Source organism: Sphingopyxis sp. 22461 (assembly GCF_052044915.1).
In the GTDB taxonomy this organism is placed as follows: domain Bacteria; phylum Pseudomonadota; class Alphaproteobacteria; order Sphingomonadales; family Sphingomonadaceae; genus Sphingopyxis.
Map to the genome: position 1 here is coordinate 43,550 of NZ_JBQENY010000001.1, position 24,123 is coordinate 67,672.

Annotated in this window: 25 protein-coding genes; 19 read left to right on the top strand and 6 right to left on the bottom strand. The window is 65.4% G+C overall.

The features are described from left to right. Nucleotides 1-51: 51 nt before the first annotated feature. Together ACTJI5_RS00180 and ACTJI5_RS00185 are read right to left on the bottom strand one after the other, a co-directional pair. Complete coding sequence (locus tag ACTJI5_RS00180) at nt 52-1,047, bottom strand: aldo/keto reductase (RefSeq protein WP_440859010.1); 996 nt, start codon at nt 1,045-1,047, stop codon at nt 52-54. Next, the gene (locus ACTJI5_RS00185) at nt 1,044-2,297 is read right to left on the bottom strand and encodes a dicarboxylate/amino acid:cation symporter (protein WP_440859011.1); all 1,254 of its coding nucleotides are present in this window, start codon (nt 2,295-2,297) and stop codon (nt 1,044-1,046) included. The genes ACTJI5_RS00180 and ACTJI5_RS00185 overlap by 4 nt, the downstream gene beginning before the upstream one ends. A gap of 175 nt (nt 2,298-2,472) precedes the next feature. On the opposite strand from ACTJI5_RS00185, the gene glmM reads away from it, so the two are divergent. The 7 genes from glmM to folP all read left to right on the top strand — a co-directional run bounded on the left by glmM (nt 2,473) and on the right by folP (nt 9,505). Then, a complete protein-coding gene (glmM, locus tag ACTJI5_RS00190) occupies nt 2,473-3,810 on the top strand; it encodes a phosphoglucosamine mutase (RefSeq protein ID WP_440859012.1) in 1,338 nt (445 codons plus the stop codon). 33 nt (nt 3,811-3,843) lie between these two features. Beyond that, nucleotides 3,844-4,068: a DUF1272 domain-containing protein gene (locus tag ACTJI5_RS00195; protein WP_037510600.1), complete on the top strand. Its 225-nt coding sequence runs from the start codon at nt 3,844-3,846 to the stop codon at nt 4,066-4,068. Between the two features lie 106 nt (nt 4,069-4,174). Continuing rightward, nucleotides 4,175-5,317 carry a bifunctional hydroxymethylpyrimidine kinase/phosphomethylpyrimidine kinase gene (gene thiD / locus ACTJI5_RS00200; RefSeq protein ID WP_440859013.1) on the top strand — a complete coding sequence of 381 codons (1,143 nt, stop codon included), beginning with the start codon at nt 4,175-4,177 and terminating at the stop codon, nt 5,315-5,317. Nucleotides 5,318-5,405: 88 nt separating this feature from the next. Then, nucleotides 5,406-5,975, top strand: coding sequence for a ribonuclease HII (locus ACTJI5_RS00205; protein WP_058538055.1), 570 nt, complete (start codon nt 5,406-5,408; stop codon nt 5,973-5,975). A 37-nt stretch (nt 5,976-6,012) separates the two neighbouring features. Continuing rightward, the gene (locus tag ACTJI5_RS00210) at nt 6,013-6,909 is read left to right on the top strand and encodes an oxidoreductase (protein ID WP_440859014.1); all 897 of its coding nucleotides are present in this window, start codon (nt 6,013-6,015) and stop codon (nt 6,907-6,909) included. Nucleotides 6,910-7,126: 217 nt separating this feature from the next. Next, nucleotides 7,127-8,266, top strand: coding sequence for a site-specific DNA-methyltransferase (locus tag ACTJI5_RS00215; RefSeq protein WP_058538053.1), 1,140 nt, complete (start codon nt 7,127-7,129; stop codon nt 8,264-8,266). 108 nt (nt 8,267-8,374) lie between these two features. Further along, nucleotides 8,375-9,505, top strand: coding sequence for a dihydropteroate synthase (folP, locus tag ACTJI5_RS00220; protein ID WP_440859015.1), 1,131 nt, complete (start codon nt 8,375-8,377; stop codon nt 9,503-9,505). 102 nt (nt 9,506-9,607) lie between these two features. Here folP and ACTJI5_RS00225 read toward each other — a convergent pair whose 3' ends face one another. From ACTJI5_RS00225 to ACTJI5_RS00235, 3 genes are all read right to left on the bottom strand, one after another. Then, nucleotides 9,608-9,946, bottom strand: coding sequence for an ArsR/SmtB family transcription factor (locus ACTJI5_RS00225; RefSeq protein WP_058538051.1), 339 nt, complete (start codon nt 9,944-9,946; stop codon nt 9,608-9,610). 7 nt (nt 9,947-9,953) lie between these two features. Beyond that, a complete protein-coding gene (locus ACTJI5_RS00230; protein ID WP_440859016.1) occupies nt 9,954-10,607 on the bottom strand; it encodes an SRPBCC family protein in 654 nt (217 codons plus the stop codon). 64 nt (nt 10,608-10,671) lie between these two features. After that, entirely contained in the window at nt 10,672-12,105 is a 1,434-nt protein-coding gene (locus ACTJI5_RS00235; protein ID WP_058538049.1) for a sigma-54-dependent transcriptional regulator, read from the bottom strand. A gap of 240 nt (nt 12,106-12,345) precedes the next feature. On the opposite strand from ACTJI5_RS00235, the gene ACTJI5_RS00240 reads away from it, so the two are divergent. The 8 genes from ACTJI5_RS00240 to ACTJI5_RS00275 all read left to right on the top strand — a co-directional run bounded on the left by ACTJI5_RS00240 (nt 12,346) and on the right by ACTJI5_RS00275 (nt 18,500). Then, the gene (locus tag ACTJI5_RS00240) at nt 12,346-12,468 is read left to right on the top strand and encodes an aa3-type cytochrome c oxidase subunit IV (RefSeq protein WP_056374262.1); all 123 of its coding nucleotides are present in this window, start codon (nt 12,346-12,348) and stop codon (nt 12,466-12,468) included. Nucleotides 12,469-12,477: 9 nt separating this feature from the next. Then, nucleotides 12,478-13,599, top strand: a complete 1,122-nt coding sequence (locus tag ACTJI5_RS00245) for an NAD(P) transhydrogenase subunit alpha (RefSeq protein WP_440859017.1) — start codon at nt 12,478-12,480, stop codon at nt 13,597-13,599. Continuing rightward, nucleotides 13,596-14,375, top strand: a complete 780-nt coding sequence (locus ACTJI5_RS00250; protein ID WP_440859018.1) for a hypothetical protein — start codon at nt 13,596-13,598, stop codon at nt 14,373-14,375. Before ACTJI5_RS00245 ends, ACTJI5_RS00250 begins: the two co-directional genes overlap by 4 nt. A gap of 140 nt (nt 14,376-14,515) precedes the next feature. Further along, nucleotides 14,516-15,121, top strand: coding sequence for a fasciclin domain-containing protein (locus tag ACTJI5_RS00255; RefSeq protein WP_058538047.1), 606 nt, complete (start codon nt 14,516-14,518; stop codon nt 15,119-15,121). Between the two features lie 41 nt (nt 15,122-15,162). Then, the gene (locus ACTJI5_RS00260; protein WP_440859019.1) at nt 15,163-15,768 is read left to right on the top strand and encodes a fasciclin domain-containing protein; all 606 of its coding nucleotides are present in this window, start codon (nt 15,163-15,165) and stop codon (nt 15,766-15,768) included. Nucleotides 15,769-15,933: 165 nt separating this feature from the next. Further along, nucleotides 15,934-16,215 (top strand): proton-translocating transhydrogenase family protein, encoded by a 282-nt coding sequence (locus ACTJI5_RS00265; RefSeq protein WP_039573456.1) that lies wholly within the window; start codon nt 15,934-15,936, stop codon nt 16,213-16,215. Between the two features lies 1 nt (nt 16,216). Further along, nucleotides 16,217-17,701, top strand: coding sequence for an NAD(P)(+) transhydrogenase (Re/Si-specific) subunit beta (locus ACTJI5_RS00270; RefSeq protein ID WP_058538045.1), 1,485 nt, complete (start codon nt 16,217-16,219; stop codon nt 17,699-17,701). A 103-nt stretch (nt 17,702-17,804) separates the two neighbouring features. After that, nucleotides 17,805-18,500: an aspartate/glutamate racemase family protein gene (locus ACTJI5_RS00275; RefSeq protein ID WP_058538044.1), complete on the top strand. Its 696-nt coding sequence runs from the start codon at nt 17,805-17,807 to the stop codon at nt 18,498-18,500. Between the two features lie 146 nt (nt 18,501-18,646). On the opposite strand, the gene ACTJI5_RS00280 is transcribed toward ACTJI5_RS00275, so the two are convergent. After that, nucleotides 18,647-19,042, bottom strand: coding sequence for a DUF2147 domain-containing protein (locus ACTJI5_RS00280; RefSeq protein WP_058538043.1), 396 nt, complete (start codon nt 19,040-19,042; stop codon nt 18,647-18,649). Nucleotides 19,043-19,158: 116 nt separating this feature from the next. Between ACTJI5_RS00280 and ACTJI5_RS00285 the strand changes: the two genes are divergently transcribed. From ACTJI5_RS00285 to ACTJI5_RS00300, 4 genes are read left to right on the top strand one after another with little or no spacing between them, the layout of a single operon-like run. Further along, nucleotides 19,159-20,373, top strand: a complete 1,215-nt coding sequence (locus ACTJI5_RS00285) for a parallel beta-helix domain-containing protein (protein WP_440859020.1) — start codon at nt 19,159-19,161, stop codon at nt 20,371-20,373. Beyond that, entirely contained in the window at nt 20,370-21,398 is a 1,029-nt protein-coding gene (locus ACTJI5_RS00290; RefSeq protein ID WP_440859021.1) for an SO2930 family diheme c-type cytochrome, read from the top strand. The genes ACTJI5_RS00285 and ACTJI5_RS00290 overlap by 4 nt, the downstream gene beginning before the upstream one ends. Nucleotides 21,399-21,405: 7 nt before the next feature. Then, complete coding sequence (gene maiA, locus ACTJI5_RS00295) at nt 21,406-22,038, top strand: maleylacetoacetate isomerase (protein ID WP_440859022.1); 633 nt, start codon at nt 21,406-21,408, stop codon at nt 22,036-22,038. Beyond that, nucleotides 22,035-24,092, top strand: a complete 2,058-nt coding sequence (locus ACTJI5_RS00300) for a TonB-dependent receptor (protein ID WP_440859023.1) — start codon at nt 22,035-22,037, stop codon at nt 24,090-24,092. The genes maiA and ACTJI5_RS00300 overlap by 4 nt, the downstream gene beginning before the upstream one ends. Nucleotides 24,093-24,123 lie beyond the last annotated feature (31 nt).

The window sequence follows — 24,123 nt, forward strand, 5'->3', positions numbered from 1 at the left end:
TTCGCGGGAATGACGGGAAACGGTCGTTAGCCGTCAGTTCGACGGTGCCCCTTACAACCGCACCATCCGCATTCCCACCTCGCCGTAACGCGGCCCGCTTGTCCCGCCCTTCGGTGCCGCCGCGTCGATCGCGGCGAGGTCGTCGGCGGTTAGCGTGACCTCTGCCGCCGCAACGCTGTCTTCCATCGTCGCGCGGCGCTTGGTGCCGGGGATCGGGACGATATCGTCGCCCTGCGCGAGCAGCCACGCCAGCGCGACCTGCGCCTTCGACACGCCATGTTTGTCGGCGACCGCGCCGATCGCGTCGACGATCGCGAGGTTGGCGGGCAGATTTTCGTCCGAATAGCGCGGATCGTTGCGGCGCCAGTCATTCTCGGGTAGCTCGTCGCGGCTGCGCACCGCGCCCGCGAGGAAACCGCGGCCGAGCGGCGAGTAAGGGACGAAGCCGATGCCATTCTCGCGGCACGCGCCGAGGATCTCGTCCTCGATGTCGCGCTCCCAGATCGAATATTCGCTCTGCAGCGCGGTGATCGGCGCGGCCTTTGCGGCGCGGCGGATCGTGTCGGGGCCGGCTTCGGAGAGCGCGATGTGGCGGACCTTGCCCTCCTTCACCAACTCCATCATCCCGCCGACGGTTTCCTCGATCGGCACCGACGGGTCGACGCGGTGCTGGTAGAAGAGGTCGATCGTGTCGATGCCGAGCCGCTGGAGCGAGCCTTCGCACGCGGCGCGCGCATTGGCGGGCGAGCCATCGACCCCAGTGATCGCCTTGCCCTCAAATTTGAATCCGAACTTCGTCGCGATCACGAGCCCGTCGCGCTTGCCCTTGATCGCCTCACCGAGCAGCTCTTCGTTGCTGAACGGGCCATAGATTTGTGCGGTGTCGAAGAAGGTGACGCCGAGGTCGATCGCGCGGTGGATCGTCCGCGTCGATTCGTCGAGGTCGGCGGCCTCGCCGTAGAGGATGTTGCCGCCCCTGATCATCGGCATGCAGCCGATGCCGATCGCCGACACTTCGAGGCCGTGGCCGAGCTTGCGATATTTCATGGCGTTTCTCCTGTTGCGGGGGCCGCGTCGTCGACCCCGTCGGCGGCATATTTGGTCGCGGCGACATCGCCGACGACATTACCTAGGGTTCGGAAGATATCGGGAAAAGTCTCGACCGCGACGAGCAGCCCGAGCGGCGCGACGGGAACCCCCATCGACACCGCGATCGGCGCGATCGAGGTCACGAAGCTGATCGAGCCGGGCAGGCTGACCGAAGAGAGCGCCGCGGCGATCGCGACCGCAAGGCCGACCGCCATTTCCCATGGGGTCAGCTCGACACCGAATAGCCACGCGACATAGACGACGACCGCGAGGTTCATCGCCGGGCTGGTGAAGCGGAACAGGGCGACCGCGAGCGGCAACACGACGTCGGCCTTTTTGGGATCGACGCCAAGCTCCTCCGACGACTTCAGCATCGCGGGCAGACTGGCGAGCGAGCTTTGCGTGCTGATCGCGACTGCGAGCGTCGGGACCATCGCGCGGATGAAGCGCGGCAGCGGAATGCCGACGACGAGCCACGCGAGCAGCAGGCCGAGGAGGAGGCAGCTGATCCCGATCGCCGAGAGGATCAGCACATAATGGATGAGCCCGCCGAACGCCGCGACCCCCGCCTTGACCGCGAGCGCATAGCCCAGCGCGAAAACGCCGATCGGTGCGAGCGCGAGGACCCAGCCGATGACGATTAGCATCGCGTCGCCGAGCGCCTTGAACAGCCCCGACAGCGTCGCGCGTTGCACGGGTTCGAGCTTCGTGATCGCAAAGGCGAAAATCGTGGTGAAGACGATCAGCGGCAGGATCGCGGTCTCGGCCGCCGCGGCGATCGGATTGGTCGGGATCAGCGAGAGCAGGAAGTCGCCGAAAGTCGGCGACGGTCCTGTCTGCGTCGTGCCGCCAAGGCCGTGGCGCAGCGCTTCGGCGGCGTCGGGGGAGAGCGGGAAGAGGCGCAGCAGCAGCGGCGCCAGAAACAGTGTCATCAGCCCCGAAAGCGTGATCGCGCCGAGGAAGATCATCACCGCGCGAAAGGCGAGCTTGCCTGCGCGCGCGGCATCGGCCGTGGCGGTGATGCCGGTAATCAACAGCGCGACGACGAGCGGGACGATCGTCATCTTCAAGGCGTTGAGCCAGAGCAGCCCGATCGGTTCGACAAAGGGAAGCGAGGCGGTTCCGGCATCGGGGGACACCAGCTCGACGCCGATTCCCAAAAGCATGCCGGCGACGAGCGCCGAAAGGATGAACCAAGCGGATTTCAAGACGGATTCTCCCGGCGTTTTTTCTGGCCTGCTTGCCAAGCAAAAGAGGGTGACTTAGAGCACCTCCCGAAAGAAACGGGAACCGGTTTTTGGGCCGGGAAATGCTCCGCGGGGGCCATCCCGTGGGAAGCCGGGGCAGGCATTTGCCGGGCGATGGTTAGGTAGCTGAGGGAACATGCGCAAGTTTTTCGGAACCGACGGGATTCGCGGCCTGACCAACCAGGTCCCGATGACCGCCGAAGTCGCGATGCGCGTCGGCATGGCGGCGGGCGCGCACTTCCTGCGCGGCGACCACAAGCATCGCGTCGTGATCGGCAAGGACACGCGCTTGTCGGGCTATATGCTCGAAAACGCGCTCGTCGCAGGTTTTACCAGCGTCGGCATGGACGTGGTGCAGGTCGGGCCGATGCCGACCCCGGCGATCGCGATGCTGACGCGCTCGATGCGCGCCGACCTGGGCGTGATGATTTCGGCGAGCCACAACCCCTATCGCGATAACGGGATCAAGCTGTTCGGTCCCGACGGGTATAAGCTGTCCGACGAGGATGAGGCGCAGATCGAGCATTTGCTCGGGCAGGAACCGAAGCTCGCCGAACCGAGCCACATCGGACGCGCCAAGCGCATCGACGATGCGCGCGGGCGCTATATCCATGCGGTGAAACAGAGCCTGCCCGAATCGGTCCGCCTCGACGGGCTGCGCATCGTGCTCGATTGCGCCAACGGCGCGGCGTATAACAGCGCGCCGACCGTGTTCTGGGAACTCGGCGCCGACGTGGTGGCGATCGGCGTCGAGCCGAATGGCACGAACATCAACGACAAATGCGGATCGACCGCGCCCGGGCTGCTGCAGGAAACGGTGGTCGCCAGCGGCGCCGACATCGGCATCGCGCTCGACGGCGACGCCGACCGGCTGATCGTCGTCGATGAAAAGGGACGGATCGTCGACGGCGACCAGATCATGGGACTGATCGGCGCGAGCTGGGCGCGGCAGGGGCGGCTGAAAGGCGGCGGCGTCGTCGCGACGGTGATGTCGAACCTCGGGCTCGAACGTTTCCTCGAAGGCGAGGGACTGCGGCTCGAGCGCACCAAGGTCGGCGACCGCCATGTTCTCGAACGGATGAAGGAGGGCGGCTTCAACGTCGGCGGCGAGCAGTCGGGGCATATGATCCTGTCGGATCATGCGACGACCGGCGACGGCACGCTCGCGGCGCTGCAGGTGCTCGCCGAGCTGATCGCGTCGGGCAAGCCCGCGAGTGAATTGCTGCACCAGTTCGACCCGGTGCCGCAGCTTTTGAAGAATGTCCGCTTTGCCGGCGGCAAGCCGCTCGAAGACAAACAGGTCATCGCGGCGATCGCCGAAGGCGAAGCCACGCTCAACGGCCGCGGCCGCCTCGTCATCCGCCCGTCGGGCACCGAACCGCTGATCCGTGTCATGGCCGAAGGCGACGATGCCGGACAGGTCGAGCAGGTCGTCGACATGATCTGCGACGCCGTGCGCGCGGCGACGGCATAACCATTTGATTTTTAGAACCGAAAGAGACTTATCATGCTTGAAATGCGACCCGATTGCGAAAAATGCGGACGCGATCTGCCCGCCAACCTTCACGGCGCCTTCATCTGCTCGTTCGAATGCACCTTCTGCGCGAACTGCGCCGATAAGCTCGACGAGATTTGCCCCAATTGCGGCGGCGACCTTCTCGACCGGCCGCTGCGCGAGGGCGCGGCGCTGGCGAAATTCCCCGCTTCGACGGAGCGAAAGCATAAGGGGTGACCGTCCACTTTCACGTCATCCCAGCGAAAGCTGGGATCGGGTGCGTCATGACGCGGCTTATGCCCGATAGCGGTCCCAGCTTCCGCCGGGACGACGGAGTGGTTCGGTGACCGCGCGCGTCCTGATCATCGCCGGCTCGGATAGCGGTGGCGGTGCGGGTATCCAGGCCGACATCAAGGCGGTCACGATGCTCGGCGGCCATGCGATGACCGCCATCACAGCGATCACCGCGCAGAATACGCTGGGGGTGCAGGGCGTCCATCCGGTCCCGACCACGATGGTCTTGCAACAGATCGACAGTGTCGCGTCGGACCTCGGCGTCGACGCGGTCAAGATCGGGATGATCGGCAGCGCCGAAACCGCGGCCGCGGTTGCGGAGCGATTGTCGCGGCCCGATCTCGCGCAGGCGGCGCTTGTGTTCGATCCGGTGATGATCGCGACGAGCGGATCGGTGCTCGCCGACACGGCGACGATCGACGCGTTTCGCGCGCTGCTCGATCGCGCGATGGTCGCAACGCCGAACCTGCCCGAACTGGAAGCCTTGGGCGGCGAGGATGCGGTGCTCGCGCACGGCTGTTCGCTGCTCGTCAAGGGCGGCCATGCCGAGGGCGAGACGGTGATCGACCGGCTGCTCGAAACCGGCGAGGGCGAAGTCGCGCGCTGGGAAGCGCCACGCATCGACACGCCGCACAGCCACGGCACCGGCTGCACGCTCGCGAGCGCGATCGCGACCGGGCTGGCACAGAGCATGCCGCTCGAACCCGCGATCGCGCGCGCGCGCGATTTCGTGCGGCTTTCGCTGCACGATGCGCCGGGACTGGGGCAGGGGCATGGCCCGATGGGGCAGCAATATGTGCGCAACGACGGGCTGTTCACCGGCCCGGCGCTGAATCAGGTCACGCTGCCCGCGAACGACTATGCGGTGTCGGTCGCTTTCTACAAGCAGATGGGGCTGACACAGATCGTCGATAGCCCCGACAATGGTTACGCGCGCTTCGAGGCCGCCAACGGGGTGACCCTGTCGATCCACGTCGGCGACGGCGCGGCGGGCGGGGTGACCGCTTATCTCGAGAGCGGCGCGCTCGATGCGTGGGTCGCCTATCTGGCGCGGCGCGGGGTGCGCTTCGATCAGATGCCCAAGGACGAGGAATGGGGCTGGCGCGAGGCACGGCTGGCCGATCCCGCGGGCAATCGCCTGTGCCTGTACCAAGCGGCCGAATATCGGAGATATCCGCCGTGGCGGATATAGCTCCCCTCCCGCTTGCGGGAGGGGTTGGGGGAGGGCATGTTTCGACAGCGCCGAACCTCGACAGGCCCTCCCCTAACCCCTCCCATAAATGGAAGGGGAACAAGTGATCGTCGGCGTCGACGAAGCCGGGCGCGGACCACTCGCAGGGCCCGTCGTCGCGGCGGCGGTGCTGCTCTGCGAGGGCGGCATCCCCGGCCTCGATGACAGCAAGAAGCTCACCGCCAAACGCCGCGCCGAACTCGAAGCGCAGATCAAGGCGCGCTGCCGCTGGGGCGTCGGCGAGGCGAGCGTTGCGGAGATCGACCGCGTCAACATCCTGCAGGCGACCTTCCTTGCGATGACGCGCGCGGTCGAGGCGCTGGGGTTCGAGCCAGCCGAGGTCCTCGTCGACGGCAACCGGCTGCCGCGCTGGCGCTACACCGCGACCGCGATCATCGGCGGCGATGCACTCCACCCGTGCATTTCGGCGGCGAGCATCATCGCGAAGGAGCATCGCGACCGTTTCATGGTCGCCGCGGCGCGCGACTTCCCCGGCTTTGGCTGGGAAACCAACATGGGCTATGGTACGGCGCAGCATCTCGCGGCGCTGCGCCAGCATGGCCCGACGCCGCACCATCGGACCAGTTTTGCCCCGGTCGCACAAATGCAGCTGGTCTGACCGCCCGAAGCCTAAAAGCCTAAGAGGGGAACAGGCGATGAGCAGAGGATTTTCGGCCGACGATGTCGGTACGCAAACAGGGCGGCGTTTCCTTGTTACCGGTGCCAATGCCGGAATCGGGTTTGAAGTTTCCAAAATCCTCGCGGCGCGCGGCGCGCATGTGATCCTTGCCTGCCGCGATGAGGACAAGGCCGAGGTGGCGATGAACCGCATCTGGGTCGACGTGCCAAAGGCCGAACTGTCGTTCCAGCCGCTCGATCTCGCCGACCTCGACCAGGTGCGCGATGCGGCGAAGGCGGTGCTCGCGGGACCGCGGATCGATGTCCTCATCAACAATGCGGGGGTGATGATCCCGCCCCGGACGCTGACCAGGCAGGGGTATGAGCTGCAATTCGGGGTCAACCACCTCGGCACCTTCGCGCTGACCGGGCTGCTCCATCCGCATGTCGACGACCGGATCGTTATCACCGGCAGCATCGCGCACCGCAACGGGGCGATGGATTACAGCGACCTGTCGGCGTCGCGCAGCTATCACAATTGGGCGCGCTACCAGATGAGCAAGCTCGCGAACCTCCTCCATATGTTCGAGCTCGACCGGCGGCTCAGCGCCGCGGGGCGCGCGACCCAGGCGATCGGATGCCACCCGGGGGTCGCGCTCACCGAACTGACGCGCCACTTGCCGCTGCCGCTGCGCACGATGACCCCGCTCGCCGCGCCCTTTTTCAACAGCGCGGCGCAGGGCGCGTGGCCGACCTTGCAGGCGGCGACGGGCGCGCGCGTGCAGGGCGGCGACTATCTGGGGCCGCAGGGGCTCGGCGAGGTGTCGGGTCGCTCGGGCCCGGCGCGCGCAACGCGCGATGCGCGCGATCCAAAGCTCGCGCGCGAACTGTGGCAGCGTTCGATCGACCTGACGGGGGTCGAGCCGGGGCTCTGACCCCGAGACGCAAATTTTTTTCGCCAGTGAGTCTTCATCGCCACACCACCAGTGGTTGAGTCTCCGAGTCGCGGCCGACTCCATATGGTGTGCCAGACTCCTTTCGTTCTCATCGCGTTAACCAGTTAGAGAGGCGGATTCCTTAGACTCCTGCGCTTGACGGCGGACTCCGCTGGACTCATCAGGGCCTTCTTACGAGCAAGGAACGGGGTGAAGCATGGGTGTGATGGAACGGGTCAAGGCGCCGGCGACGAAGAAGCGGACGCCGAAGGTCGACCCCGCGGACCTGCCGCTCGACAGCATTTTGCAGGGCGATTGCGTCGAGATGATGCGCAGCTTGCCCGCCGCGTCGGTCGACATGATCTTCGCCGATCCGCCGTATAATCTCCAGCTTGGCGGCGACCTCCTGCGCCCCGACGGCAGCCAGGTCGACGCGGTCGACGATGACTGGGACAAGTTCGACAGCCTCGCGACCTACGATCGCTTCACCCATGCCTGGCTCAAGGAAGCGAAGCGCATCCTCAAGCCGAACGGCAGCATCTGGGTGATCGGCAGCTATCACAATATCTTCCGCGTCGGCACCGCGTTGCAGGACAATGGCTATTGGATCCTCAACGACATCGTGTGGCGCAAGGCGAACCCGATGCCCAATTTCAAGGGCACGCGCTTCACCAACGCGCATGAGACGCTGATCTGGGCGTCGATGGGCGAAAAGTCGCGCTACACCTTCAACTATCGCACGATGAAGACGCTGAACGACGAACTGCAGATGCGTTCGGACTGGCTGATCCCGATCTGCGGCGGCCAGGAACGGCTCAAGAAGGGCGGCACGAAAGTTCACCCGACGCAAAAGCCCGAGGCGCTGCTCTATCGCGTCCTGCTCGCCTGTTCGAACCCCGGTGACGTGATCCTCGATCCCTTCTTCGGCACCGGCACGACGGGTGCGGTCGCAAAGCGCCTTGGTCGTCACTTCATCGGCATCGAACGCGAGGATGATTATATCGCGGCCGCGCTGGAACGTATCGAGCTGGCGCTGCCGCTCGACGAAAGCGCGGTGAAGACGATGATGGCGCCGAAGGCCGCGACGCGCGTCGCGTTCGGCACGCTCGTCGAATGCGGCATGATCGCGCCGGGAACGATATTGACCGATACCAAGCGCCGCTGGAAAGCCAAGGTGCGCGTTGATGGCAGCCTCGATTGCGAAGGCCAGCCCGCAGGCTCGATCCACAAGGTCGGCGCGGGCCTGCAGGGGGCGCCGAGCTGCAATGGCTGGACCTTCTGGCATGTAGACAATGGCAAGGAACTCCGTGTGATCGATGCGGTGCGGCAGGACTGGTTGCTGGCGAACGAAGCGTAAAAGACCGTCGCCCCCGCGAAGGCGGGGGCCGTAATCGGCTTGCCACGACGTGGCGGCTTTATAATGCCAGCGGCCCCCGCCTTCGCGGGGGCGACGAAGGGACCGGGCATGTTTTCACCTCTAACCAAGCCCGACTTCGGCGCCGCGTCGGCGGATGCGCAAATCTATTGCCGCCCGACCTGCTTCGTCGACCGCCCGCACGAACTTGACGACGATTGCCTGCGGATCGCCGACTCGATGGTATGGTTCGCGGCATGGCACATCAGCCTGCGCGACGGTCTGACCGTCAAATCGGCAATTGTTCCCATTCCCGAGTGGGATGGCTGGATCGCGGCGATGCCCGACAGATTGGCGCAGGCGGCAAATGCGCAGCGCGCCGGCGTCGTGCGGCCGCGCGGTGTGCTGCAACTCGGCGAGCGGAAGATCCGGCTGAACGAGCCGCAGCTCATGGGCATTTTGAACGTCACGCCCGACAGTTTTTCGGACGGCGGCAAGCATGTCGATACCGTCGCCGCGACCGAAGCCGGTTTCGCGATGGGCGCCGCGGGCGCGGCGATCATCGATGTCGGCGGCGAATCGACGCGCCCCGGCGCGCCGCTGGTGTGGGAAGGCGACGAGATCAAGCGCATCGAAGGCGTGGTGTCGGCGCTCGCGCGGGGCGGCGTCGCGGTGTCGATCGACACGCGCAAGGCCGCGGTGATGGAGGCCGCGCTTGCCGCCGGCGCGCGGATCGTCAACGATATTTCGGCGCTGCGCTACGACGACCGCGCGATGGAAGTCGTCGTGCACGCGGGTTGCCCGATCGTGCTGATGCACGCGCCGTCAGCGAAGAGCGACCCGCACGAGGGCGGCAATTACGCGCATGTGCTGTTCGACGTCTACGACATGCTCGCCGAGCGTGTCGCGGCGTGCATCGCAGCGGGGGTCGATCCGGCAAAGATCATCGTCGATCCGGGGCTCGGCTTCGGCAAGGGCGTCGGCGACAATCTCGCGCTAATCAACGGCCTCGCGCTGTTCCACACATTGGGCTGCCCAATCCTGTTCGGTGCCAGCCGCAAGCGGATGATCGGGGCGCTCGATAATGAGGCGGCGGCCGACCAGCGGCTCGGCGGCACGGTGGCGCTGCATTATCAGGCGGCGACGCAAGGCGCGCAGTTGCTGCGCGTGCACGACATTGCCGAGAACCGGCAGGCGCTGCGCGTCTGGCGCGGGCTGCGCGATGCGGCGCTGACGGTTTGATCTTTTCCCCCTCCCGCTTGCGGGAGGGGTTAGGGGGGGGCATGTCGAGGTCGTCCGCCGCCGAAACAGGCCCTCCCCGACCCCTCCCTAAAGGGAGGGGAGTTATTCTTCCACCCGCCGCGCCTTCTTCCCGCGCGCCACTTCGGTCGCGAGCGCCTCGAACCTTGGCTCCCACGTCCGGCGGAAGCGTTGGACCCATGCGTCGATCTCGTCGAATCGCTCGGGCGCGATGGCGTAGAGCCGCCGCCGCCCGTCGGCACGCGACGTCGCGAAGCCGCTGTCGCGAAGCACGCGCAGATGCTGCGACACCGCGGGCTGCGAGATGGCGAATTCGGCGGCGATCACCTCGACGATCTCGCCCGACGCGCGTTGGCCGTCGGCGAGCAATTCCAAAATGCGGCGGCGGACGGGATCGCCGAGGATGTCGAAGGCGTGGCTCATTGGGGGCTCATTCGGGTGCTTCGGCGCCCGTGTAAAACGCGGTCGTATTGGCGCCAGCGCGGTTCGCGGCCGCCTCCGCGGTGCCGTAGGCGATCGAAGCGGCGGTCCATGCCTCGCTGCTCCATGTCGCGAACGCCTTGCCTTCGTCACTCAGCGCCCAGGTTTCTTCGGCGAAACGTTCGTTGCTCTCGCCGGTTTGGATATGCCAGCCAAGTCCCATCAGCGACAGATCCCAGCCCACGCCGACCGCGCCGGGGCCGAACCTGTCCCAGAATTCCTCGGATTTGTCGTCGAGTGGGGCGATATGCCTCAGCGTCAGGCGCGTCCTGTCGCCGCCCGCCGCGGCCAGTTCGACCTCGACCCAGCTTACCCCGCCACCGAATTCCCATGTCAGCGCAAAGCTGCGCGGCGGGTCGCACGCGGTGATGGTGCCGCCGGCATTGCCCTTGATCTGATATTTTCCCCCGAGCGTGAGGTCGCCGTCGACCGGCGCGAACCAGCGCGGGATGCGGTCCTTTTCGGTGATCGCATTCCACAGATCGGCGATGTCGGTGGGATAGTCGCGCGAGGCGACGACTGCGCGCGCGGGTTGGCCCTCGTGCGTCACATCCTCGACCTTGCGGACGACCATGGCGGCTTGGGCGACGGTATCGAACGACATGATGATTCTCCCGATTGAATTCGGAGAACAAATAAGTCGTCAATTATATAAGTCTAGACTTATATTAAGCAGCCGTGTCGATCCCCAGGTCGCTCAATTTGCGATAGAGCGTCGAGCGTCCGATCCCCAGCCGCCGCGCGACTTCGCTCATGCGGCCGCGATAATGGCCGATCGCGAGGCGGATGACGTCGGCCTCGATCTCCTCGAGCGGGCGGAGATTGCCGTCGGGCAGGTAGAGTGTGACGCCGATCGCCTCGCCGTTGATCGCGATTTCGCCTTCGCCGCTCGGGCTGCCGCCGCCGAGCGTCGCCTCGATCGCGCGGAAATCGGCGCTGGTGAGGACATCGGTGGTGCTGTTCACCGCGGCGCGGAACAGCACGTCCTGCAGCTGGCGGACATTGCCCGGCCAGGCGTAGGCGGCAAGCAGGCGCAGCGCGTCGTCGGTGACCCCGATCGGCCCCATGCCCGGCAGGCCGCCGATGCGTGCGAGCAAATGGCGCGCGAGCGGGCCGACGTCGCCGCGGCGCTCGGAGAGCGAGGGCAGGGTGAATTGGGCGCTCGACAGCGCGTAGAATAGGTCTTCGCGGAAGTGGCCGGCCTCGATCAGCTTGTCGAGCGGGCTCGTGCTCGTCGCGATGATGCGCACGTCGACGCTCTGGCGGATCGATCCGCCGATCATCTGCACCTCACCCGAATTCAGGAATTCGACGAGCTTCGCTTGCGTTTCGAGCGGGATGCATTCGACATGGTCGATGATGATGCTGCCGCCGTCGGCCTGGACGAGCCGCCCGACCTGGCGGTCGAACGCGCCCGCGAAAGCGCCGCGTTCGTGGCCGAACAGCCCCGATCCGATCAGCCCCGGCGACACCGCCGAGCAATCGACCATGACGAGCTGGCCCCGCGCGCGCGGGCTCGCGCTGTGGATCGCGCGGGCAAAGACTTCCTTGCCGGTGCCGGGCTTGCCGTTGATCATCACTGGTACGCGCGCGCGCGCGGCCTTGGCGGCGATCGCCAGCGCGCTGCGGAAATTGGGGCTCGACCCGATGATTTCCTCGAAAGCGAGCGGGGCGCGCAGCTTTTCGGTGAGCGGACGCAATTCGCCCTGCGGGCCGCTGGTCGACACGACGCGGTCGAGCGCTTCGAGCAGCCGGTCGGGCGCGATCGGTTTCTGGACGAAGTCGCTCGCCCCGGCGCGCATCGCGCCGACCGCGACCTCGACCCCGTTGCGCATCGTGATCACGACGAGCGGCAGCGCGGGGCGCCAGCGGCGGAGTTCGCCGACGAATTCGGAAATATCCATCCCCGGCGCGCCCTGGTCGACGAGAACGGCGTCGAGCGCCATGCCTTCCTGCGTGCCGAGTTTGGCAAGCGCGGTGTCGGTGTCCGCGGCGATGACGCTGCGCCAGCCGCCGCGCGATACAAGGGCCGCCAGAAAGCGCTGCTGGGCAGGCTCGCTGTCGACGATCATCACCATTCGCGTGTCGCGCGTGTTCGTCATCGTTCCGAATCTGCCCCCTGAACCGACATTGCTATGGGTTTGTTCTGCTGAGGGCTGCATGTGTATCCGATAGGGGTAAAAGGGCGATTAAGGGCATTCGTCTTTTCCCACTTCGAAGTCTAGGGCGCAAACCCGCACTTGAGCATCGCGGGGCGCGTGGCTAAGACCGGCGCGATAACCGATTCTGGGCGCGGCGCTGTGCGTTTGCGCACAGCAAATGACCGTTTAAGGGGAAAAGCGATGGCACAGCAGGAAATGAAGGCAGCCGAAGAAACCTATGCGGGTTTCATCAGCCTGTTCAAGATCGGCTCGATCATCACCGCGGTCGTCGTCATCGGCGTCGTCCTTCTCATCGCGTCCTGATCGAACGGCATGCGCATCGCTGTCCTGAGGGAGCTCGCCGAAGGCGAGACCCGCGTCGCTGCTACCCCGGAAACCGTGAAGAAATTCATCGGCTTGGGCGCCGAAGTTGCCGTCGAATCGGGGGCAGGTGAACAAGCCTCGATTGCCGATGCTGATTATAGCGCCGCGGGCGCGAGCGTCGGCAGCCGCGCCGACGCGCTGAAGGGCGCGAACATCATCCTCGCGATTCGGGGGCCCGATCCCAAGGGGCTTTCGGGCTTTGCCGAGGGCGCCTGGCTCGCCGCAGGTCTCAACCCGTTCGGCGAGCGCGAACGCGTCGATGCCTATGCGAAGCTCGGGCTCGAAGCGCTTGCGATGGAATTCATGCCGCGCATCACCCGCGCGCAGTCGATGGACATCTTGTCGAGCCAGGCGAATCTCGCGGGCTACAAGGCCGTGCTGATCGCGGCGAACGCCTATGGCCGCGCCTTTCCGATGATGATGACCGCCGCGGGCACCGTCAGCGCCGCCAAGGCGTTCGTCATGGGCGTTGGCGTCGCGGGGCTGCAGGCGATCGCGACCGCGCGCCGCCTCGGCGCACAGGTCAGCGCGACCGACGTGCGCGCGGCGACCAAAGAACAGATCATGTCGCTCGGCGCCAAGCCGATCTTCGTCGAGAGCGTCGCGGGGATTGAGGGCGAGGGCGCGGGCGGCTATGCCACCGAAATGTCCGACGAATATAAGGCGGCGCAGGCCGAACTCGTGTCATCGCACATCGCCAAGCAGGACATCGTCATCACCACCGCGCTGATCCCGGGGCGCCCCGCGCCGCGGCTCATCAGCGACGCGCAGCTCGCGACAATGCGCTCGGGCAGCGTGATCGTCGACATGGCGGCCGAAAGCGGCGGCAATGTCGAAGGCTCGGTCTCGGGCGAGGCGAAACGCCTCCACGGCGTGACCGTGATCGGCGCGAAGAATATCGCGGCGTTGATGCCCGCCGACACCAGCGCGCTGTTCAGCCGCAACCTGTTCAACTTCCTCTCTGCCTTCTGGGACAAGGAAGCCGGCAAGCCGGTGCTCGACGAGGAAATCGGCAACGCCGTGCGCCTGACTCAGGGCGGCAAGGTCGTGAACGAGCGGTTGCTGGGTTGAATATCGTGTTGCGCGCGGCGGTAATCGCTTTCGCAGCCATCAGCAGTTTCACCAATGCGCAGGCAGAAGTCGTCCATACCATATGGGAGATCGCGCCGCCGAAAGGCGTGGCCGAGGTGACGGCAATGAAGGGTAAAACCTTCCTCGAGCAACGTCTGATACCTATTCGTATGGTACGTACGACCGATGCCGCGCTGGACGGTCAGGTTCCGGCGGGGACCCCGCTTTATTTGGTTTACAACGACGCCGAACAGATCGGTTTTTGCACCGTGATAGACCGGAGTCCTGGCAAAGCAGGCAAAGGGCTCTTTATACCGGCAGGAAATAAGCGACCCTGCTTTACCGACCGCGACAATGACGGAAAATTTGACGCGACCTTTCAAGTTTTTGACTTGCTCACGAGCCCGCCCAAGGTTGGCGGGAGCATTGCCAATGCCCAGCCCATGCCCAGCCAAGTCGGTTTTGAAGAAATCGACCGGCATCTCTACCCTGAAAATATGCTTATGCTTTTTAAGCATAGCGGTACGACCCCCAAGCATATTCGGGTGAATGTGTCCTTCGAAAATGCAGGGGCAAAGGTGTATTGGCAGCCCTATGGATCGCAACAAGTCGGCGGCAAATGGGTGGTTTTTGTTCTGAACTCGTTGCTCTCGATCAAAGAGGTGAATGAGAACACGGCATCATTCGGGTTTCAAACCGATCCGACGCTATATATTCAGCGCACCCGTCAAGGCATTGATATGATTGAGATGCCCGCTTTCCTTCGCCGAAGGTGAGGCAGGGCAAAGCCGCCGGCGCTATCGGCGCGCTGTGGAGCAGGCTAACGGCGATTTCCGCCTTTTCATGAAACCTCCTTTGGTTACTATGCGTTCAGGGTTCCCCAAACCCTGAGTTTCAACCAACTGGAGAATGATTGATGTCGTCTGCGAAGCTTTTCGCCACTCCCCTCCTTGTGCTTGCCACCCTGTCGCCCGTTTACGCACAGGAAACCGCCGCGCCGGCCGAAGCCGCTGAAGTCGCCGCCGACGCTGCCGCTCCGGCTGAAGCCGCGGCCCCTGCCGCACCCGCGCAGCCCACCGGCATCGCGCTCGAAATCGCCGCCAAGCCCGACCACAAGACGCTGGCCACCGCGCTGACCGCGGCGGGCGTGTCGGACAAGCTCGCGGGCCAGCCCTTCACGATCTTCGCGCCGACCGACCAGGCCTTCGCCGCGGTCCCGCAGCCGATGACCGACTGGCTGATGAACCCGAACAATACCGAATCGCTTGCGAAGGTGCTGACCTATCATGTCGTTCCGGGCCGCGTGACCGCCGAGGATCTTTACGCGAAGATCAAGGCCGGCGGCGGCAAGGCGACGCTCGCGACCGTCGAAGGCGAGACGCTGACCTTCACCGAGGTGCAGGGCAACATCAAGGTCGACGGCACGCAGGGCAGCAGCGGCTTCATCACGCAGCCCGACGTCGAGCAGTCGAACGGTAATATTCACGTCATCAATGGCGTGTTGATGCCCAGCCTCGGTTGATGATTCGCGCCGCTGCGTCCGGCTTTCGAAAGGATAAGGATATGAAAACCCATCTGATCTTGACGGCCGCAGCGGCCGCGCTCGCGCTGTCGGGCTGCGGCGACAAGAAGGAAACGCCGACCGAGACGACCACCGTCGCGGGCGGCGAAACCGCGGTGCCCGCGACGCCCGCTGCCGGCCCGTCGGCGATGCTGGCGAGCAGCACCATCGCCGCCAACCTCGCGGCCTCGCCCGAGCACAAGTCGCTGGCCGCGGCGGTGACGCAGGCTGGTCTGGCGCAAACGCTCTCGGGCGCGGGGCCATTCACCGTGTTCGCTCCGAACGACGCCGCCTTTGTGCAGGTGCCGCCGGTGACGCGCGACGGCTGGATGCGCCCGGCGCAGAAGGATGTACTCGCCGGCGTGCTCAAATATCATGTCGTTCCGGGCAAGCTGACCACGGCGGACCTTGGCGCGAAGATCGCCGAAGGCGGCGGTAAGGCCGTGCTCAAGACCGCCGACGGGCAGGATCTGACCGCAACCAAGAGCGGCGACACCATTTTGCTGACCAGCGCCAGCGGCAACAAGGCGACGGTGACGCAGGCCGATGTCGGCCAGGCGAACGGTGTCGTCCATGTCATCGACGCGGTGCTCGTCCCGAAAATGTAAAAAACATCGCCGGTTTGGCCGGCAAAGCGATATTTAATGTCGCAAAACGCCCGCATTTCTCACGCTGAGAAATGCGGGCGCTTCTTTTTGGGAGCTTTGGAGTCGACACATTCGGCGGCGCGCGGCAAGAGGTGCGCGAAACGGAATCAGCAGGGGAGCGAGCCCGTGGATTTTATCGCGATTTTTTCAATTTTCGTACTGGCCTGCTTTGTCGGCTATTTCGTCGTCTGGTCGGTGACCCCGGCGCTGCACACGCCGTTGATGAGCGTCACCAACGCCATTTCGTCGGTGATCATCGTCGGTGCGCTGATCGCCAGCGCCGCCGCGGGTTCGGCCTCGTCGAAATGGCTCGGCCTCGCCGCGGTCGTGATGGCGAGCATCAATATCTTCGGCGGCTTCGCCGTCACCGCGCGCATGCTGGCGATGTACAAGAAGAAGGAGCGCTGAGATGGAATTTCAGTCGATCCTTTCCGCCGCAACCGGCGGCCACGGTCTCGCGGTCAACCCCTGGGCCTCCGTCGCCTATCTGGTAGCGGGCGTCCTGTTCATCCTCGCGCTGCGCGGGCTGTCGAGCCCGGCGACGGCGCAGGCGGGTAACCGTTTCGGTATGGCGGGCATGTTGATTGCCGTCGTGACCACGCTGCTCACCCATGCGCCGGCCACCGCCGAGGGCTTCCTCGATACGGTCGGGCTGGTCGAAATCCTCGTCGCGATCGCGATCGGTGCCGTGATCGGTATCGTGATGGCGCGGCGGATCGCGATGACCGCGATGCCGCAGCTTGTCGCGGCCTTTCACAGCCTCGTCGGCCTGGCGGCCGTCGCGGTCGCAGCGGCGGCCTATCTCAATCCGCAAGCGTTCGGCATTGCAGACGCCGCGGGCGAAATCTTCACCGTCAGCCGGATCGAAATGGGGCTCGGCATCGCGATCGGCGCGATCACCTTCTCAGGGTCGGTCATCGCCTTCCTGAAACTCAACGGCAATATGTCGGGTTCGCCGATCATGCTGCCGGGCCGGCACATCATCAACCTCGGCACGCTCGCCGCGATCATCGGGCTCGTCGCCTATTTCACCTTCGACCAGAGCCCGTGGATCTTCTGGACGGTTACCGGGCTCAGCTTCCTTATCGGTTTCCTGCTGATCATCCCGATCGGCGGCGCCGACATGCCGGTCGTCGTGTCGATGCTCAACAGCTATTCGGGCTGGGCCGCGGCGGCGATGGGCTTCACGCTCGGCAACACCGCGATGATCATCACCGGCGCGCTCGTCGGCTCGTCGGGTGCGATCCTGTCGTACATCATGTGCCGCGCGATGAACCGCAGCTTCATCAGCGTGATCGCGGGCGGCTTCGGCGCCGACGCCGGACCAAGCGACGGCGGGTCGAAGGAACAGCGTCCGTGGAAACCCGGCAGCGCCGAAGACGCGGCCTTCCTGATGAGCCAGGCCGACACCGTCATCATCGTTCCGGGATACGGCATGGCGGTCGCGCAGGCGCAGCATGCGCTCCGCGAAATGGCCGATCAGCTGAAGAAAGAGGGCGTGACGGTCAAATATGCGATCCATCCGGTCGCGGGGCGTATGCCCGGCCATATGAACGTGCTGCTCGCCGAAGCGAACGTCCCCTATGACGAGGTGTTCGAGCTCGAGGACATCAACGGCGAATTCGCGCAGGCCGACGTCGCCTTCGTCATCGGCGCGAACGACGTGACCAACCCGTCGGCGAAGACCGACAAGACGTCGCCGATTTACGGCATGCCCGTGCTCGACGTCGAAAAGGCGAAGACGGTGCTGTTCGTGAAGCGTTCGATGGGCGGGGTCGGCTATGCCGGCGTCGACAATGACGTCTTCTACATGGACCAGACGATGATGCTGCTCGGCGATGCCAAGAAGATGGCCGACGACATCGTCAAGGCGCTCAGCGGCAGCGGGCACTAGACAAGAATCGTCGCCCCTGCGAAGGCAGGGGCCGCTGGCAGCCCGGTGCTGCCTTGATAGCGGCCCCTGCCTACGCGGGGGCGATGTGTTTTAAAGGGGCAATATGCGCAAAATCGGCCTGATCGGAGGGATGAGCTGGGCATCGACCGAGCTTTATTACCGCCATCTCAACAAGGGGGTGCAAAAGCGCCTCGGCACAGCCTGTTCGGCGCCGATCCTGATGGAGAGCCTCAACTATTGCGAGCTGTCGCGCATCACGACCCCTGAAGGGTGGACGCATGCGAAAGAGGTGCTGATCGCCTCCGCGCAGCGGCTTGAGGCCGCCGGCGCGACCGCGCTGATGATCGCGGCCAATTCGATGCACAAGGTGGCCGAGGATGTCGCCGCGGCGATCTCGATCCCGATCCTCCACATCGTCGACGAAACCGGCCAGAAGATGAAGGCCGACGGGGTCAAGTCGGCGGCGGTGATCGGCACGCGCAATGTGACGACCGAACCCTGGTTTCGTCAGCGGCTGGTGCGCCACGGGCTGACGCTCGCACCCTATGACTCGAGCCGCGTCGACGAGATCGACCGCATCATTTACGAAGAGCTGATGCTTGGCAAGGTGAACGAAAGTTCGCGCCGCACGATGAAAACCTTCATCACCGATATCGCCAAACAGGATATCCAGGCGATCGTGCTCGCCTGCACCGAACTGGTGATGCTGGTCGACACCGACGCCAATCTGCTGCCGATCTATGACACCACGCGCATTCACGTCGCCGAGGGCGTCAACTGGATTTTGGGCGAAGGGTGAAGGCAAATCCTCCCTGTCGCGAAGCGATGGGGAGGGGGACCGCCGCCGTAGGCGGTGGTGGAGGGGCGGCGACGTTGCGCCACAGCCCCTCCGTCAGCGCGTCGCGCTGCCACCTCCCCATGCCTGCGGCACAGGGAGGATCGAGTTTATCCCATCTTCGTCCACGTCACCGTGCGGCAGAACAGGCTGACGCAGCCCTTCATCGTCATCTTGCCGCCGTTCACGCGCAGGTGCGCCTTATAATATCGCCCATCCTCGGGGCTATAGCCTTCGCCCTTCCAGCCGTCGCCATGCGGCACGAGATCCCAGTAAATCTGTAGTCCGGTGACCTGGCGGCCGCGTTTCGCCTTGTCGGGATTGCGCTCGTCGCGCTGGCCCCCAGTCGGCTGCTTGATCAGCAGGCGATCGACGCGCCCGCACATCTTGTTTCCGCACGCGGCCATGACGACGACGGCCTTGCCATCGTCGGTTTTCCAGCGCCCGGCAATCGGCGCGGGCGCCGCCGCCATCGACGGCACGGCTATCAAGGCGACAAGCGCCAAACCTAATCTGTGAATCAAAGCGACCTCTCCCCGGGTTAGCTACACATATGTCAGCAACATCGCTTGGCATCCGTCAAGTCTTGCACCATGCTCCCCGAAAATAAGGGGAGAGACATATGCGATTCCATGGCCTGCGCCACGCGGCGACGCTCAGCATCGTGGCGGTCCTTGCCGCCAGTCCGGCGGCGGCGAAAGTGATCAGCGTCAGTGCAACAACGCCCGACGCGAACGAAAAGCTGCAAGAAGCCCTGATCCTCGCGCAGCCGGGCGACACGGTGCAATTGGGCGCGGGCGTGTGGAAGCTCACCGACGGCCTGTCGCTCGACGTCGCCAATGTGACCGTGCGCGGCGCCGGGGCGGGCGAGGGCGGGTCGATCCTCGACTTCGCCGGGCAGCAGGGCGCGGGCGAGGGACTGCTCGTCACCTCCGACGACGTCTTCCTCACCGAATTCGCGGTGCTCAACACCAAGGGCGACGGGATCAAGTCGAAAGGCGCCGATCGTATCGTCTATCACAAGCTGCGCGTCGAATGGACCGCGGGGCCCAGGGAAACCAACGGCGCCTACGGCATATATCCGGTCGAAAGCAGCGACGTGCTGATCGACAGCGTGTTCGTGCGCGGCGCGTCGGATGCGGGCATCTATGTCGGCCAGTCGAAGAATATCGTCGTCCGCGATTCGATCGCGACCGAAAATGTCGCGGGGATCGAAATCGAGAACAGCTACGACGCCGACGTCCACGACAATATCGCGACGAAGAATACCGGCGGCATCCTGGTGTTCGACCTGCCGAGCCTGCCGATGCAGGGCGGGCACAATGTCCGCGTCTTCGAAAATATCGTGAACGACAACAGCACGGCCAATTTCGCGCCCAAGGGCAATATTGTCGCGAGCGTTCCGACGGGCACCGGCGTGCTCGTGATGGCGAACCGCAATGTCGAGATTTTCGACAATGTCTTCGCCGACAATGGCACCGCGAACGTGATGATCGTGGGCTATCGTTATGAGCACAAGGATCCGAAATATCAGCCGCTGCCCCGCGCGATCGTCGTGCGTGGCAACCAGCATGGCAAGGCGGGCTATGCGCCGAAGTTCCCTGGCGGCGACATGATTGCGGCGGCGATGGGCGGCAGCATCCCGCCAGTCCTGTGGGACGGTGCGGGCGATGCGATCGTGCTCGACAAGGTCGGCGTGCTGTCGTTGAACCTGCCCGATGTGAAGACGCCGCAGAGCGAGGCGAAGCCGTCGCCCGCCGACCTGTCGAAGGGCACGCCGCCCGCGGCGCTGCCCGTGATCAAGCTGCCCGACGCGATGGAGGCGAAGGTCCGGTGAGGCGCGTTTTCGCCGCGGTTGGAGCGGCGCTGCTGTGTGCGAGCGGCGGGGCGGCATCGCCGCCGCCCGGGGTCGATCAGGCGGTGGTCGAAAGCGATGCGATGCCGGCAAAGCTGTCAGCGTTCGGGCTGTTTCGCGGCAATGATCCGCAAACACCCTCGACCGGCATCGGCTACACGCTGCGTGCGCCGCTGTTTAGCGATTATACCGACAAGCACCGCTTCATCTCGATCCCGGCGGGAAAGAAGGCGAAGGTCGCGGCCGACGGCGTCATCGAGTTTCCGGTTGGAACCGTGCTCGTCAAAAGCTTCGGCTGGAGCGACGTCAACGACGGCCGCCCGGTCGAAACGCGCCTGCTGATCCGCCGCGCCGGCGGCTGGACTGCGCTGCCCTATATCTGGGACGCCGACGGCAAGGATGCGACGCTGGCCTTGGGCGGCCGCCGCGTGCCGGTGACCTTCAAGAGCCCAGACGGCGAGACGCAGAGTATCCGCTACGCGGTGCCGAACAAGAACCAGTGCAAGGAATGCCACAGCCTCGGCGGCGAGATCGTGCCGATCGGCCCGAAGGTGCGCAATTTCATCCTCGATCCGGCGGCTTCGGACAAGCTGCGCAGCGTCTATTTCGAGAATCCCGCCGCACTCAAACCAACGATGCCGCAATGGGACGATCCCAAAAGCGGTAGCGTCGCGACGCGCGCCCGCGCCTATCTCGACGTCAATTGCGCGCATTGCCACAATCCGGCGGGCAGCGCGTCGAACAGCGGGCTTTTCCTGCGCTGGACCGACGACCCCACGGGCGTGAACTATGGCATCGGCAAGCGCCCGACCGCGGCGGGGCGCGGCAGCGGCGGCATGGATTTCGCGATCGCGCCCGGCGATCCGGCGCGCAGCTTCCTCATCTATCGCCTCGAAAGCACCGACCCCGGCATCGCGATGCCCGAGGTCGGGCGGTCTACGGTACATAAAGAGGGCGCGGCGCTGCTCAGGCAATGGATTGCGGAGATGCCGAAAGCATCGCATTAGGCGGGCCATGACCCAGCTCGTCCTCCACGATTATTTCCGCTCCTCGGCCAGCTTTCGCGTTCGCATCGCGATGAACCTGAAAGGGCTCGACTATGAGCGCGTCGAGATCAGCCTGATCGCGGGCGAGCAGCGCAGCGACGCCTATCTGGAACAGAATGCGCAAGGCTTTGTCCCGATGCTCGTCGTCGATGGTGAGCCGATCATCCAGAGCATGGCGATCATCGACTGGCTCGACCGCGCCTTTCCCGAACCGCGGCTGATTCCCGAGGAAGCGATGCCGCGCGCCGTCGCGCTTGCACGCGCGCAGGTGATCGCGAGCGACATCCATCCGCTCAACAATCTCCGCGTGCTTAAATATCTGAAGCGCGACCTCGGCCTCAACGAGCAGACCAAGGACCGCTGGATCGCGACGTGGATTACGCAAGGATTCGAGGCGCTCGAGGCGATGGCGGGTGACGGCCGCTATCTCGGCGGCGACACGCCGGGGATCGCCGACTGCTGCCTCGTGCCGCAAATCTATAATGCGCGCCGCTTCGAGGTGCCGCTCGACGCCTTTCCGCGGCTCGTCGAGATCGACGCCGCGTGCATGGAGCTTGAAGCGTTCCAGCGCGCCCACCCCGACGCGGTCAAGCCCGCGTGATCCGCCTTCTGACGGGAACCCTCGCGCTGGCGTTGCCGGCGGCGGCGGTGGCGCAGACCGAGGCGGAGGAGACGGTCGAGGACCCGTTTTGCTGCGTTCATTTCGTTCCGCTGCCGAAGGCCGTGATTGTCGTGAACGGCAGCGGCGTACTCCGCCGTTCGGACAGCGACGCCGTCCAGGGCAGCCAGTTCCTGACCGACGTCGACTCCGGCCTTGGCTCCCGCGTCGAAAACCGCCTGCGCGACGAGGCGGGCCTCGTTGAGTTCCGCCGCTCCGACGGCCGCTCGGCGCATCCCACGAGCCAGGGCATCACGCTGCGCGGTCTTGGCGGCAATGCGTCGAGCCGTGCACTGGTGACACTCGACGGGGTGCCGCAGGCCGACCCTTTTGGCGGGTGGGTCGCGTGGACAGCGTATGACGCGATCAATCTTGGCGGCATTTTCATCACTCGTGGCGGGGGCAGCGGCGTCGACGGCGCGGGCGCGCTCGCCGGAACGATCACGCTGCATTCGGATATGACCAACGGCGGTTCGGCAAGCCTTGCTTATGGAAGCCGCAACAGCTGGGACGCGTCCGCCTCGGCGGGCACGGCGTTGGGAGACGGCGGGCGGGTTGCTATCGACGGCCGCTATAGCCGCGGCGATGGCTTCGTTCCGATCGTCGCTGCGCAGCGCGGCGCGGTCGATCGCGCGGCGCCTTACGAACAAGGCGGTCTTGGCCTTCGCCTGCGCTTCGATGCCGGCCGGCGCAGCCGAATTGAAGCCAGCCTCCGCGGCTTCGCCGATCGACGCGACCGCGGCACCGATTTTACCGGCAGCAAGGTCGATGGCGTCGATGCGAGCGTGCGCATCGTCCACGACAGCTACGGCGAGACGCAGTGGCTTGCGCTTGCCTACGCCCAATTGCGCGATTTCGAGAGTGGGTTCGCGAGCGTTGCGGCGGGGCGAGCCAGTGTCGCTCCCGCGCTCTTCCAGCGCGTTCCGGCTACCGGATTGGGCGCACGATTTGAACTGCGCCCGGCCCTAAACGGCGAAAATCCCGTTCGCGCCGGGATCGACTGGCGCCGCACCACGGGGCGCACCGAGGAGGATTTCTTCTTCAGCGGCACGACGCCCGGCCGCCACCGCATCGCGGGCGGGAGCAGCGATACCGTGGGCGCCTTTGCCGAATGGACGTCGGGCGACCGCGACCAAGGCTTCCTCTGGACGCTCAGCGGCCGCGTCGACCGCTGGTGGCTGGGCGAGGGCTATCGGCTCGAACGCAATATCGCGGGCCCCGTCATCACCGACCTGCGCTTCGCGGCGCGGCAGGGCTGGGAAGGCAGCGGCCGCGCCGGCGTGCGCTGGACGTCGGACGCATTCTCGCTGCGCGCCGCCGCCTATCGCGGCTGGCGCCTGCCGACGCTCAACGAGCTTTATCGCCCGTTCCGCGTCGGCGCCGAGGTGACGACCGCGAATGCCGCGCTGAAACCCGAACGCCTGTGGGGCGGCGAGGTTGGCGCCGATTGGGACAATGGCGACACCAAATTGTCGGCGACGCTGTTCGCGAACCATCTGACGAACGCGATCGCCAATGTGACGCTCGCGCCGAACCTCAACCAGCGGCAGAATCTCGACGCGATCGACAGCAAGGGCGTCGAGGTCAGCGCCGAACAGGCGCTCGGTCCGCTGACGCTGCGGGCCACTTACGCTTTCACCGATGCCAAGGTCGACGCTTCGGGCGCGGCGCTGGCGCTCGACGGCCGCCGTCCGGCGCAGATCGCCAAGCACGGCGGCAGCGTATCGCTGCGCAGCAACACAGGTGGCCCGTTCGGCGGCTTTGCGACGCTGCGTTATGTCGGCAAGCAGAACGAAGACGACCTGGGGCTGCTCGCACTCGACGATGCGCTGACGCTCGACGCCGGGCTGTCGTGGCGTTTTTCGGACGCGGTCAGCATCGAGGCGCGCGGCGAAAACCTGTTTGACGAACTGGTGCCCGCCGCGATCTCGTCGTCGGGCATCGTCGAACGCGCGACGCCGCGCACCTTGTGGGTCGGCGCGCGCCTGTCTTTCTGACTTTCGCGTCATTCCGCCCTTCACAGGCTCG